The organism is Psychroserpens sp. AS72 (assembly GCF_038900375.1).
In the GTDB taxonomy this organism is placed as follows: Bacteria; Bacteroidota; Bacteroidia; order Flavobacteriales; family Flavobacteriaceae; genus Psychroserpens.
The window spans coordinates 588,222-601,415 of sequence record NZ_JBBMRC010000002.1 but is presented as its reverse complement, the minus strand read 5'-3'; the positions used below and the strand labels follow the sequence as shown (position 1 = coordinate 601,415).

The 13,194-nt window shown below is 29.9% G+C and carries 10 protein-coding genes; 1 reads left to right on the top strand and 9 read right to left on the bottom strand.

The genetic code is table 11. The annotated features are described in order from the left end of the window. Positions 1-933 precede the first annotated feature (933 nt). The 6 genes from WNY78_RS06200 to WNY78_RS06175 all read right to left on the bottom strand — a co-directional run bounded on the left by WNY78_RS06200 (position 934) and on the right by WNY78_RS06175 (position 9,747). Entirely contained in the window at positions 934-5,427 is a 4,494-nt protein-coding gene (locus WNY78_RS06200) for an ATP-dependent RecD-like DNA helicase (protein ID WP_342872324.1), read from the bottom strand. Between the two features lie 297 nt (positions 5,428-5,724). Next, positions 5,725-6,213 carry a hypothetical protein gene (locus WNY78_RS06195; RefSeq protein WP_342872323.1) on the bottom strand — a complete coding sequence of 163 codons (489 nt, stop codon included), beginning with the start codon at positions 6,211-6,213 and terminating at the stop codon, positions 5,725-5,727. A gap of 146 nt (positions 6,214-6,359) precedes the next feature. Next, positions 6,360-7,055: a hypothetical protein gene (locus WNY78_RS06190; RefSeq protein WP_342872322.1), complete on the bottom strand. Its 696-nt coding sequence runs from the start codon at positions 7,053-7,055 to the stop codon at positions 6,360-6,362. Positions 7,056-7,223: 168 nt separating this feature from the next. Next, positions 7,224-7,967: a hypothetical protein gene (locus WNY78_RS06185; RefSeq protein ID WP_342872321.1), complete on the bottom strand. Its 744-nt coding sequence runs from the start codon at positions 7,965-7,967 to the stop codon at positions 7,224-7,226. Between the two features lie 220 nt (positions 7,968-8,187). Beyond that, positions 8,188-8,964, bottom strand: coding sequence for a DUF6602 domain-containing protein (locus WNY78_RS06180; RefSeq protein ID WP_342872320.1), 777 nt, complete (start codon positions 8,962-8,964; stop codon positions 8,188-8,190). Positions 8,965-9,021: 57 nt separating this feature from the next. After that, entirely contained in the window at positions 9,022-9,747 is a 726-nt protein-coding gene (locus WNY78_RS06175) for a hypothetical protein (protein WP_342872319.1), read from the bottom strand. 192 nt (positions 9,748-9,939) lie between these two features. Between WNY78_RS06175 and WNY78_RS06170 the strand changes: the two genes are divergently transcribed. After that, positions 9,940-11,007: a tyrosine-type recombinase/integrase gene (locus WNY78_RS06170; RefSeq protein WP_342872318.1), complete on the top strand. Its 1,068-nt coding sequence runs from the start codon at positions 9,940-9,942 to the stop codon at positions 11,005-11,007. A 61-nt stretch (positions 11,008-11,068) separates the two neighbouring features. On the opposite strand, the gene WNY78_RS06165 is transcribed toward WNY78_RS06170, so the two are convergent. From WNY78_RS06165 to WNY78_RS06155, 3 genes are all read right to left on the bottom strand, one after another. Continuing rightward, entirely contained in the window at positions 11,069-11,758 is a 690-nt protein-coding gene (locus WNY78_RS06165) for a YafY family protein (RefSeq protein WP_342872317.1), read from the bottom strand. Positions 11,759-11,816: 58 nt separating this feature from the next. Continuing rightward, a complete protein-coding gene (locus tag WNY78_RS06160) occupies positions 11,817-12,194 on the bottom strand; it encodes a VOC family protein (protein ID WP_342872316.1) in 378 nt (125 codons plus the stop codon). Between the two features lie 351 nt (positions 12,195-12,545). Further along, positions 12,546-13,130, bottom strand: a complete 585-nt coding sequence (locus WNY78_RS06155; protein WP_342872315.1) for a Crp/Fnr family transcriptional regulator — start codon at positions 13,128-13,130, stop codon at positions 12,546-12,548. Positions 13,131-13,194: the final 64 nt, after the last annotated feature.

Genomic DNA, 13,194 nt, shown 5'->3' with positions numbered 1-13,194 from the left:
AGTGTTCATTTTGTGTTTTCATAAGTGACTGTAATTAATTGCTTAATTTTTAGTCAACCTATTTCAGGAAAATTCATTTCTCAAATGGCACACAACGTGTTTGTGTATGGAAAGTTGCGTTTTTGTTAGCGAGGAATTTCCGAAGGAAATTCAGAAGTAACAAAAGTGCAACTGACTTTATTTTAGCATTAATGTAGCAATTTTTTATACACGATGTTACCAAATGCAACGAAAGAGTAGAGTGGAAACAATGAGTTAAAATTTCCGAATATTAATTTTTTAAAATTTTCAACAGGTTATTTCGGAATTATCTAACTTAAAATTCAAAAAAATCGCGAAAAAAAACCAGGCTTTTTTTCGTTGTAAAGATTTTCCATTTGAGTGATTAAATCCGCAATCGAACTAAATTCCGAAAGAGTAAGATTCCGAGTTCAAGTAAGCATAAATTCAGAGTTTAAGTAATCAGAAAACCCAATTAAAATTATTCAGAGTTGAGTGAGAAAAAACTCGAAATATTCAATGTTTAGTTTTCCGTTAAATATGGAATTCGATTTTCCGAGTTGTTTTTGGTAACGGTCTTGTGTATGAAACGTAGCGTATAAATAAACGCTAATTTTTCGGATTTAGCACGAGCCGAATTTTTTATTTTTTATCTTTAATTTTCTTTTATAAATATAACCAAATAAAAAATTTGGCGTACTTTGTAAATATACAAAAACCTCTCGAAAAGCCTATAATAGCTATGTTTTATACACGTTGTTGTAAGTAGTGCTTTTCACGTTCAGCTTGGTTTTCCGATGTTTGTTATTTAGTTCAAATGTGAGCGTTGGCAAGACATACTCTTTTGCAATTTTTGGCTTAGCGTTGGCTGTTGCGAATTGCGAATGTGTATGGCTTTGAGCGTTGGCATTTTTGTACTTATCATTCTCTATTTCAATTTAAAGCGTTCAGTAATTCATTAAGCACACTTTTTCCTAAACTTAAAAAAGTTTCTGCTTCTCCATTTTCAATTTGGCTTATATGAGCGGCTTTGTTTCTATAGTCATCTGTTAATGTTTTTAGGTTGTTGATAAACACAGAGTTTAATAATCGCTCTCCAGAGATAGAAGTAATGTGTTTGCGAAACTCTTGCAGTAAGTTAGAAGATTTAATGGTCTTTCCATTTACGTCAACGATATAGCCAAGTATAAATACCATTGTTCCTAACGTGAATTTATCAGTTTTTTTACTTAATAGTTTTGCAAAAATCTTTGTTTTATTATTCCCGAATTCGTTTTCTAAAAAAGCCGAATCTTTTTCTAAAACTTCTTCTAAACTTGAATAAAACGAAACGAATACTTTATGCAATAATTCATTCTCTATTGCTCTAGAAAATTGTAAAATAAAAGGTGAAAAATCAACCACATCATTACTCTCAAATTTGTCCTTTAAGAAAAATGCGGATGCCAAAAACATTTTAGAATTATCAATCAATAAATCGTAATTTTCAATACTGTTTTCAACATTTGAATAATAATTTTGAAGATTACTTGATTTAGAATTCTCATCTAATATTTTATAAATAGTTTCAATCCTTTCATCTCTTTCGATTGATGATTCTTTTATTTCATTGAACTGAATAGAAAGTTTTGAAAAATAGGTTTCTACAGTATTTCTCAATTCAAATACAATGGTTGTCAATTCTTTTATTTCATCTATTGTATTGTCTTTAGTTTTTATCTCAAATTCTTCTTCTATTATTTTTGCAATATCCTTTGCTGATATTCCGCCTTTTGCATCATCTTTAGTAATAATTAATGAACCATTTTCGCCACCACCTTCTTCAATAGGTAAGATGTTTTTTGATTTATACCAGTCTAGTTTTTCATTCCATTTTTTTGCATAATCCGAATCATTTAACATTCCTAAATGCTCCCAATAATAATCGATACCACTATCATCATCTACAATGTAAAAATCAGGTCTTTTTATTTGACCGTCAATTTCTAATTTATGTTCATAAACTGGCTCTAAATCATTTTTTAGTAGTAATTCATAAATTATTACTTCGGATTTTGAACGCAAGAATTTGCCATCAGACGCACAATGAATAAGATTCTTTTCAAATAGAATATCTTTGTATTTGGTAATATTAGGTTTGTAAAATAAGTTTGTTATTCGCTGTAAATTAGCTGATTGAGAATCATTAGTATAGTTGAAGAGCATCTGAGAATTACCTTGATAAAGTAATATAACTTTATCTTCTTGTCTAGTCATTGCAGTATAGAGAAGTTCACGAGAAAGTAAAACGCAAGGTTCTGGAATTGCCAATATTACAGTTTTAAACTGGCTGCCTTGTGCTTTGTGTATTGTTAAAGCATAAGCCAATTCTAAAAAACTCCCATTTTCTTCATCAAAATCTCGGGAAGTAAATTGATATTTATATCCAATTTGAGAAGAAAATTCTACTTCCAATTGATAAGGTTGTTTTCCTTTCCATTTAGTATTCTTCCAGTTTGTTCGTCCAACTGCAACTCCTATTTCTCCATTTGCTAAATAATTAATTCCATCGTTTGGATAAGTTCCTTTGTCTCTTTTACCATTTTGAAGATTAATAACTTTGTCGCCATAGATGATATTTTCTATTCCAAGTGGTTTGGGTGTTTTTTTCCCATTTTGAGCCCAATGCAAAGCATCTTTTTTGAATTTTTGATGAAGTCCTCTGTTTAATTGATTTGTACCAAAAACTTTAGATTTTATAGGACTTAGTAATTGCCAGTTTTCAACATCTTTTACCGCTTCTCTCCAATTGAAAAAACCTGAGTCATTTGCTCCGATAGACTTGTTGAAAGATGCTTCGTCTGTAATGCCCAGTTCATTTTCTAATACATCAAACAATACATTTTCAAAATCAGATTCATTGTCCCAATTAAAGATTTTTATATTTTCACTCTTACCGCTTATTACTTTTTCAAAGATTTCATCTGCGTTATTTTCTTTAATATTTCCACCAAATAGGTTTGCAAAATCAGTATCTAATCGTGTTTCCTTATCTACTTGTACTTGCCTTGCAGATGCAGTTAGTTCAATATATGATTCTCCAATTTTCGGAAATTGATTTTCAATACTTTCTGGTTTAACATAATTTATGATGTCAAAAAACGGTCTTCCTGCACCAATTGGTGGAAGTTGTCTGTAATCTCCAACTAGAATTAGCCTTTCAACTCTTTTCAAATGTTGTAAAGTTGCAGCTAACATTTCTTCGGTCAACATAGAACACTCATCAATAATGACTGTCTTATATCCCATTTCTTTATCAGCACCATTTAAGTGAAAAGTTTGTGTTGAGCCTCTAAACCTTTTAGATTTGAATAAGAAACTTGCTATTGTTTTTGCTGTAACTCCGTGTTTTTTTGCTTTTTCCTCCATTCTAACACGAGCTTTACCAGTAGGTGCTAAAAAGAGGATATTACCTTGCTTAATTTTAGGAATAGATGCTAACGCAGATAATAAAGTTGTTTTACCTGAACCAGCTTGCCCTATTAAAACAGAAAAACGAGAATTAGCCATTACCTCTAAAGCTTTAATTTTTTCTTCTTTAGCTTTTCTATCGGCTTCCGTGTCTTTAAATGATATTTCTTTTAAATATTGTTCCCAGTTTTCTTGAAAATTATGTTTTTTAGCTTTTAATCTTTTTGTAATTACTGTGTTAATTAATTTTGCAGTCTCATCAAATCTTGACAATTGATATGCTTTTTTGCCATCTGCTGTATAATGAGTTATTATACTTTTATCAAAAATTGAAGATGCTAAATTAAAGTAATCAGCATTTAGGTTACATTCTGGTTCAATCGGTAAATTGGCAATGTTTTTAATTATTTCTTCCTCTGGAAATAATGTGTGTCCATTATTTGCCTGTTTTTCCAATTGCATTACTGTCAATGCTTTAATTCTTTCTTTACTTAATTTAGAAAACTGTTTTGTTTGACTTGGTTCAAGCTTTTTATTTCTATTTAGCATTAAGCCAGTATCAAGTACTGAATAATTTATTGGCTCTGTTGAATGTATTGAGATTTCGTATAACCAGTAAGGATTTTCAATTATTTCCTTGTCAGTCTTAAATTGATATTTTTTTCTTCTTTCTTCAATGTCAAATATTATGTTCGCTTGTAATTTGCTTAAATTAAATCTACTTATCAATTTTAAAAGTGATAAGCGATTTACTTGCTGTTTTTTATAGTAATTCCATATTTCTACATTTTCTATAGAAATACTATCTTTTAAGTTGTCTTGTAACAGGTTTAAATTAGACAAAACTTTATCTAAATATTCCCAAGGACAATCTTCCTTTTTGATATTGTTGAAAATATGTTGTGCTAAAAAATGACCTCTTTCAATACCCAAACTAGTTAAGGCAACACCAAAACCTGGATAATCTCCTCTTAGTTTTTTTACAACAACCAGTTTTTTACTTAACCATTCTAAAATATCATCCCAATTACTGCCAATTTCTAGTTCTTTTGCTAATTCTATTTTTTTGATAGATTCTCGTAATATATAAATTGCAAAATCGTGTGAAACGTGTTCAGTTGCATATGAAAATTCAGACCTAAATTCATTGGGGATTATTACAGCAATACTCTTTGGGTCAAAATTAGGATGCTCTTTTTGGTACTCGATTGCTTGATGATAAGGAAATAAAAAACCGTCTTTAGAATTCGGTCTAATACTGTGATTTACCATATGTTCCCAAGGCATAGAAATAAAACCCGTATCGTCTGATGTGTTAAAAGCCTTTTGCTCAATTATAGAAGTTATTTCCCCTAGACCTACGAGAACTCTATTATTTTCTTCTACAAAAGGTACTTCTTTTGCGTAGAAAAAACTTAAAGATTCAATAGGATTGATATGTTCAAAAAAACAATTAAAAATAGACTTTTGATTTATGTAATCTTGTACCCAATTTGTAGTAAATCTTAATGATTCATCATTCGTCTTTTTATAAGGTTCACGATTTGAATCATAGTCTAAGTCGTATTGTTCAGCAAATTCCTCAGCGTTTTCAGGCATTCCCCATCTAAAAGGGATGGCAGTTGCACTATATTTTGGGAAAATTACTGGTGTAGGTTGAAGATGTTTGTAGTAGTCATTATAACTTGTTGCGTATGGATGTTTAAGGTTTTTTGTAAAATCAAAATCTGCCATAAACATTGCACTTTCAGAAATACAAGGTGGCAGTTCTGTTTCATCTTTAATATCGCAAATCCTTTTTCCAGCTAGTTCTTTTTCTAAATTGTCATTTCTGTTTTCAGCACAATTTTTTAGAGCTAAACAAGCATCATTGTTTTTTACATTTTTACAAATTGTTCCATTCCAAGCGTTATCGTGCCAAGGAACTCTAATAGATAAATGTTTTTTAATGTATTTGGGATTGTAATTTATTTTCATTCTTATGTTCCTGTTTTCGGCAATTTGAGCGTTGGCAAAAAACAGCTCTTTTGGTTTTTTTCAGCGTTGGCTTATGTGTCGGCAAAAAAACCAAATGTGCTGTTTGTGTGGTTGGCTTTTTTAGTTCAAATTTTCAATTTTAGTTCGATTTTCGCATTACTTACAACGTGATTGTGTATGGTTAGTTGCGTGTTTCAGCAACTAAGTTAGCAAATAAATCACAGATAGAATATTCCGCAGGAATGTTCGTAAGTCGGCAGTGACCTAGCAATTAATTATACACGTTGTTGCCCACTGTTATTTTTTCATTTTTTCAAGTTCAGAAATTCTATTCTTATATATTCCAATAATTCTTGAGGAATCAAAGTTTTCAGAATTTACATTTCCAAATGATATCGCAACCAACTTTTCATTTTCAAAATAGAAATCATAAGTCAACGTCATTTCCGAAAACCCTTTTTTTGGTATGTAATATTCCGTTGCATTTGAGTAACGTAATTTTCCGTTTAGTTCAAAATATACTTCTTGATATAGAACAGCATTATCATAAGATTCTATGCGAATAATTCTATTTTTGTTATCCAAATTACAAATACTCCAAAATTCCATTTTTCCATTCGATTCCGATACTGCTTTTTTAGTTTCAGAGAGATAGCATTTTGAGTAATTATCATTAAATTCGAGATTCACTTTTTCTCTAAAATAATCATCTTGAAAATCATCTTCTTGAGCGAACGAGAAACTTAATGAAAAGAGTGAAATTATAATTAGAATGAGGTTTTTCATAATTGTGGGCAACGGTTTTGTGTATGGTTAGTTGCGTGGTTAAGCAACTAATTTAGCAAATAAATCACAGATAGAATATTCCGCAGGAATGTTCGTAAGTCGGCAGTGACCTAGCAATTAATTATACACGGTGTTGGCAGTAGTTTTTAATTTTCCACATTGAATAATTTATTGTAAAGCCTTCCATATCCATACCATTTGCAACTGCCATCTTCTATTTTAAGAACTTCATCATTATATTCCAATGAATAATAGTCGGTTGAAGTACAACAACACGAATTCATATTGACTAATTCTAATTCAAATTGTCTCACATATTCAATTTCTGCGGATGTTAATTCTTTTTTATTCTCATTAGTTTCTGCAATTACTTTATTTCGAGTTTTGCTAATTTTCATAATTGCACCTCCTAAAGAAACACACCCTTGATTATATACATCTATTATATAATTTTCATTTTCCTTGAGTCTATCAATAAATGGAATATGGTCGATTGAGCTATAATCAATCTTATCGAGACAAATTATTAAAGTGTCAATATTCTTGCTATTTAGAATAATATTTTGAGATTCCGTTTTCTTAAACATTGAAGTATATACAATATTATAATTTCCAGATTTTAAGCTATCAATATTGTAATAATTATTTAGTATTTCAGTCTTATGAGTGCTGATTAACGAATCGTTTTTTCTTAATTCAAATTCAGGTAAAAATATGATTCCTTCATTTTCAATATCACAATATTCTTTTTTAATAACTAATGTGTGAAGCTGTTCAGGTTTTTCTTTTTTACAGCTAGCAAAAAGCGTAATAAAGAATATAAAAAGAAGTATGTTTTTCAAATTTAGGGTTTTCGTTAAATTACTGCCAACGTGTTGTGTATGGTTAGTTGCGTGTTTGAGCAACTAATTTAGTAAATAAAAAACGAATAGAATATTCCGCAGGAATATTCGTAAGCAAGCTATAACTAGCAATTAAATATACACGTTGTTGTAAGTAGTATTACGTTCTTAATATCCTAGTAAACTCATAATTACAGCAGCAATAACTGATGCTAAAACAGATATAATTAAATTGAACATTGGATTATCTCTAAATTCCCCTTTAAGTATTCTCATCAAGAAGTAACTAACTGTACCTTTTCTTTCTTTTATATAAACTCCTTTTGCAGAATTATAATATGAATAAATCAATATAAATGAAAGAGCAATTGCTCCTAAATCAAAAGCAATTGAATAGCCGAAAAGTTTATTTAGAAACAGGGTTTTTGTTCCAATAAGTGAAGAAAATTCCGCCATCAACATTACGATTGACAAGAAAAATCCGATAAGTTTTATTGCGTCGAATCTGTTATTCCGTTCTACCTTTTTTAAATAATTATAAAAATATTCAAATAATCCCCAAGTTCGAACTGGATCATTTGTAGAAACATAAATTTCTGAAGGTTCACTATGACCACTAGGAAAGGTATGATCATAAAAATATGAGTTTGTAGAAATATTTACAAAGAGGATTTTAATTTCTTCGTTTTTCTTTTCATTTATTGCTCTCAAAATAATTGCTGGAAAATTGCGGTCTAGATTCAAAAATTCGTCAATATCCAGCTCATTAGGTTCATCTTTTTGAACATAGTTATGAGGAATCTTAACAGTTATTGTTTTTAATTTAGCTTCAATAAAAAGTTCTTTCAAAGAAACGATGAACTTCTTATCAAATTTTTTTCTTCCTACTAATGTTTTTCTTCTAATGAACATTTTTTAAATATTACTTACAACGGGTTTGTATATGGCTCGTAGCGTGAAAATTAGCGATTATTTTTCGGTTGAGCACAAGCCAGATTTTTAAATTTTACTATTTATCTTTTTTGTTGGAAATCGTCAAATTTAAAAATTTGGCGACTTTCCAAATATGCCTTAACCTCGATTAAGCAACTAATTAGCTATGAGCTATATACGTTGTTGTAGGCAGTTTTTTCTACATATCAAATAGTTCAATTGCAAACAAGCTTTTCAAATTCCGACTTTCGTGGTATTCATCTCTTGAAGTCATTTTATGTTCGCTTGATACTTTTGTTTTTAAATAATTTTCTACTTGTCTATATATGTTCGAGTAAAATAATTCTAACGAACTTATATCTACATTTTTTTCTGTTTCATAATTGTACGATAAATAACCCATCATATCTCTATCAAAAACTACATAATCTCTTCTTAAGTGATATGAATGACTTATTCCAGTTATTGTGTCAGGAAGTTCATAAAATGTATCGTGGTCAAATAATTGATAGTCTCCAGAGTGTTTATAATTGTGAAAATAACTATCTAAATTTGAAACTTTCGGTGCGTTGTAAATGAAAAGATGTTTTCCCGTACTTGGCTCTATAATTCCCGTGAATGATTTGAAGTAGTCGATGACTTGATGAAAAATTTGCTTATTTACTGTTGTTTTTATTTCAATTATAGAAATTACCGATTCAGACGGTACTACGACTATATCATTGATTCTATAAAAAGGCGAGTATAATTCTGAATCATAAATTATTATATCACATTGTTTAGATAATTCACCACTTTTATTAAGAATAAAACCTTGTTCAACAGATACTCCTTTTGGTATATAATCTTGAAGAAATGTTCTCAAAATTTCTTCTGTTAAAATTCCAATTGTCGGATTGTGTTTTTTTATAAATGTTTTGACTTGATTTAGCTTAATAAAGAGTTCTTCGCTCACAAGTCTAAAATAATCTACCATTTTTTCGAGTCGGTTTTCTTTAATTAAGTAGTTAAAATATTGTCGTTCGATGCAATTTTATTTCGACATAATGTAATTTTTTGACATATTCAATATCAGTCTTTTAGCTTCTTGTATATTCATAGTATTAGTAGGTATTCCCCAGCCTAATTCTCCGTGTCTTGAATTTATTCCTAAAAGTCCAAAATTATTAGCAGTTCCTGTAAATGCTTTTATGTCATTTTTTGTATATCCGCATTTAGTTGTCAGAGCATCAAAATCTTGAGAGTAAAATTTTAAAGTATCATAAATTGCATACAAAGTAATCCAATTAAGCTTATTTCCAGAAAGTAAGAGTAAACTTTGAACATCTTTTTCACTTTTAGAAAGAAAAGTCGAATAAGCTATAAAATGAGCATTTTTCAATTTCGCTTTTTTTACATTGTCAGTCACAGGATTTGATGGAAATGGGTTAATAGGTAAAATATCTGCTGTATTAAGTGGTGTTAAGTTTTCGTGAGTTACCCAATTAATTAGTCTTGTAAAACTCACTTGTGAATCCCAATCGTGATTAACAAGGTTAATATTAACAGCACCATTGTAAAGGTTGAGCAGAAATAGTCCTTTTCCCCAAATTTCATTTCTATTGGTTAATTGAGTCAGGTATTCGGAAAAGAAAAAGTATTGAGGTGGCATATCATCTTCTTCGAGAGCAATTATGGAAAATTCTTCACTATTCAATGAATCGTGCGAATAATGAATCGAATATGTGTTGTTGATTCCAAAAATTTTTCTATCAGCCATAATGTTTCTTAAATTGCCTACAACACGTTTATATACGCATATACGTACTCAAAGATAATAAAATTACTATCACCAAAGAATTTCAGGTATATCAACCTAAAACAATAATATTAAATATGCGCGTTTTATATATCATTCACTTTTTTTTGACTAAATTTATAAATATTTGATATATAAAATACGTACATCTAAATGGATTTTAAACATTATACTTTTCTATTAGGAACACATAGAAACAAAAAAGTAATTTGGGTTCATTTTACGTTTAATCAAAAACTAAAAAATGACCTTAGAAAACGGTTTCCTTCTGCAAAATGGAGTCAAAGTGCTCAAGAATGGTATCTAATAGATCTTCCAGCAGTAAGAACAGTATTACATGTTAAAGTTGACAGTACCTATTCTAAATTATTACTTCAAATCCATCCTAATAATAAAATAGCGTTTCAAAAATTTAACGAACAATTAGAGTTAAAAGCATATAGCTCCAATACTTCTCGTATGTATTTAGCCGAATTTGCACATCTGCTAATCTTATTAAAACACCATCCTGTTGATAATTTAACTCACAAACGATTAAAAGATTATTTTCTGTATTGTGTCAAAACCTTAAAAATGAAAGAAAGTAAAATGAATAGCAAAATAAATGCTGTAAAGTTTTACTTCGAAAAAGTAATGCACGAACCCAAAATGTTTTTTGATATCCCAAGACCTAAAACACCTGCGACATTACCAAAAATGTTGAGTAAAGCAGAAATTAAACGACTTTTTAATGAAGTGAAAAATGAAAAACATTTGCTTATATTAAAACTGTGTTACGGTATGGGTTTACGTGTAAGCGAAATTGTAAACATTAAAATTCATCATATTGATAGTGATAGGATGCAAGTATTAATTTCGGCAGCTAAGGGCAAAAAGGATAGATATGTAAACTTACCAGAAAGTGTTTTAGATGCATTAAGAACATATTATAAAAATTATAAACCAAAAGAATGGCTTTTTGAAGGTCAATATAAAGGTGCATACAGCTCAAGAAGTGTTCAAGCTGTTTTTAAACGTGCTATGGAAAAGGCTGGAATAAGAAAACAAATAGGTATCCATGGTTTGCGTCATAGTTACGCAACACATCTTTTAGAAAGTGGAGCAGACTTACGCTTCATCCAACAACTTTTAGGACATCATAGTATTAAAACCACGCAAATCTATACTCATGTGTCTAATAGATCAACATCTAATATTAAAAGTCCATTAGATACATTGTGATTTTTTTAAACCGAAATTAGCTGTGCAATCATAATTATTTAAAAGCAGCAAGTATTGGTAATTAGTTATCAAAAGGACAATACTGAAAATATGTTTGCAAATTAAATTTACGATCCTCAAAAGTATCGCTTAGAATTTTAAAGTTTTGAACACGATCAATTCTAAACGCACGATAATCATTACGAAGATGACACCAAGCAATTAAAATCCATTTATTTTGTGTAGCATAAAAGGCGTAAGGTTCTATCTTTCTAAAAGTGATATTGGGATCGTCTGCCTTTCGATAATGGATGTCTATAAAGTTGAAATTGGTAATGGCCATTTGAATTTCCGATAAGGCATTACTCGTAATATTCTCATAATTAGAATCAAAAACAAAAATCTTACTACTCAATAATTCGCTTTTTTCTTGTATTGAAGTTCTAAACACAGAAGTAATCTTTGTCATAGCTTTTTTAAAGTCTGAAGCAAAAGACAAATCGTTTGTTTGATTGATGAGATGTTGCGCTGTAATTAAAGCATTGGCTTCTTTCTCTGTAAATTGAACTGGAGCAATAGTGTAACCTTCCATTAACGAATAACCTCTGCCTTCAATGGTTTCAACAGGAATTCCAGCCGCTTCTAATTTTCTAATATCTCTATAAATAGTACGCATGCTTACGTCAAACTTTTTGGCCAATTCACTAGCTGTGAGCAAACGTTTAGAACGTAATAATGTTAATATAGATATGAGTCTAGAAAGTTGTGACATGAAAACAAAGATAGTGAACCGTAAAACAATTCACTATCTTCTAATTGAGATTGACGAATTACAAAATGGAGTGTAAAGCAACGCGATTACCTTCAGTATCTATAAATTGAGCGATGAAACCAAAAGTGCCAATATCGGTTTTTGGCATTAAGATTTTTCCTCCATTAGCTTCAACTTTATCTAAAGCGATGCTTAAATTATTTCCTCCATTTAAATACACAGTTGCACCATCTGTAGTTGGATTTTGACCTTCGCCTTCAATAATTGCACCTCCTACAGCATTATTATCTTCATCATACTGAAATATGCCATATTTGATATTTTGTTCTGGCATTGGATGATCTGTGATTTGAGAATCCATAATTGTCGTGTAAAATTGCTTTGCTCTGTTGTAATTTTTTACTGGAATTTCAAACCAGTTAACTGCATTTCTCATTTTAAATTGATTTAATTGTTAAACATAATGCAAAGATATATGAGCTAGTGACAGATTGTGTCAAGGGTATTTTTAAATTTAAATTTTTGAATCTAGCATCCAGAAAGTCGGAGTAATAAAAGAAGTAAATAGAATTAGCCTTTAATTTTTATGTTTTTTAACAACTTAAAATAAGTCTTTTTCTCTGCGGAAAAGTGTTTGATAAACAATTAGAACTCAAGGAATAAAAAAAGCGCAAGTGTATAAAACTTGCGCTTAATTAGCTATTAATTAACCTTAGGGATTTGGTAATTTACTGGCGACAAAATTAAGAGGATTAATTGAGTTTAAAATTGATGTATGGTAATAAATTTAATTTTTCGATAATTCTTTTCTAATTCTGCTTAGACTTTCAGTTGTAATACCTAAGTATGAAGCGATATGGTAATTTTTTACACTTTGCTCTATATTAGGATAGGTTTTAATGAAATCAAGATAGCGATCAGTAGCATTTTGTGATAGATTAACTATAATTCTTCTTTGAAACGCAGCGAAAGCACGTTCTAGTTTTTTTCTAAAAAACGTTTCTATTTTAGGAATTTGTTCATATAAATAATCACGATTTTGCTTAGAAATTTCATACACTACTGTATCATTAATGGTTTCAATGTTCATTAGCGCTTTTTCTTCTGAAAAGAAAGCAGTGCAATCACTCAACCACCAGTCTTTAATTCCAAACTGTACAGTGTGTTCTTTACCTAGGTTATCAATATGATACAATCTTATACATCCATCATAAACATAATAAAGTATGTCTCCTGTATCACCAGGTGCGAGGAGTTGGATTCCTTTTTTGTAGGTCTTTTTTATAAATACAGACTCAATAATTTTAATCTCATCTTTTGAAAAAGAAAGGTCTTTAAAAATTACGCTGATCTTGGAGTTGTCGTTACGCATTTAGTTTGCTTGATTCAAATAAGGTATACAAAACCTTTGTAACGAGCATGTGAGAATCGGCATT

Bases quoted from the DNA above. Each gene is read 5' to 3' on its own strand.
- WNY78_RS06175 (WP_342872319.1), bottom strand. From the start codon at position 9,747: ATGGCTGATAGAAAAATTTTTGGAATCAACAACACATATTCGATTCAT.
- WNY78_RS06160 (WP_342872316.1), bottom strand. From the start codon at position 12,194: ATGAGAAATGCAGTTAACTGGTTTGAAATTCCAGTAAAAAATTACAAC.
- WNY78_RS06185 (WP_342872321.1), bottom strand. From the start codon at position 7,967: ATGTTCATTAGAAGAAAAACATTAGTAGGAAGAAAAAAATTTGATAAG.
- WNY78_RS06170 (WP_342872318.1), top strand. From the start codon at position 9,940: ATGGATTTTAAACATTATACTTTTCTATTAGGAACACATAGAAACAAA.
- WNY78_RS06165 (WP_342872317.1), bottom strand. From the start codon at position 11,758: ATGTCACAACTTTCTAGACTCATATCTATATTAACATTATTACGTTCT.
- WNY78_RS06195 (WP_342872323.1), bottom strand. From the start codon at position 6,213: ATGAAAAACCTCATTCTAATTATAATTTCACTCTTTTCATTAAGTTTC.
- WNY78_RS06180 (WP_342872320.1), bottom strand. From the start codon at position 8,964: ATGGTAGATTATTTTAGACTTGTGAGCGAAGAACTCTTTATTAAGCTA.
- WNY78_RS06155 (WP_342872315.1), bottom strand. From the start codon at position 13,130: ATGCGTAACGACAACTCCAAGATCAGCGTAATTTTTAAAGACCTTTCT.
- WNY78_RS06200 (WP_342872324.1), bottom strand. From the start codon at position 5,427: ATGAAAATAAATTACAATCCCAAATACATTAAAAAACATTTATCTATT.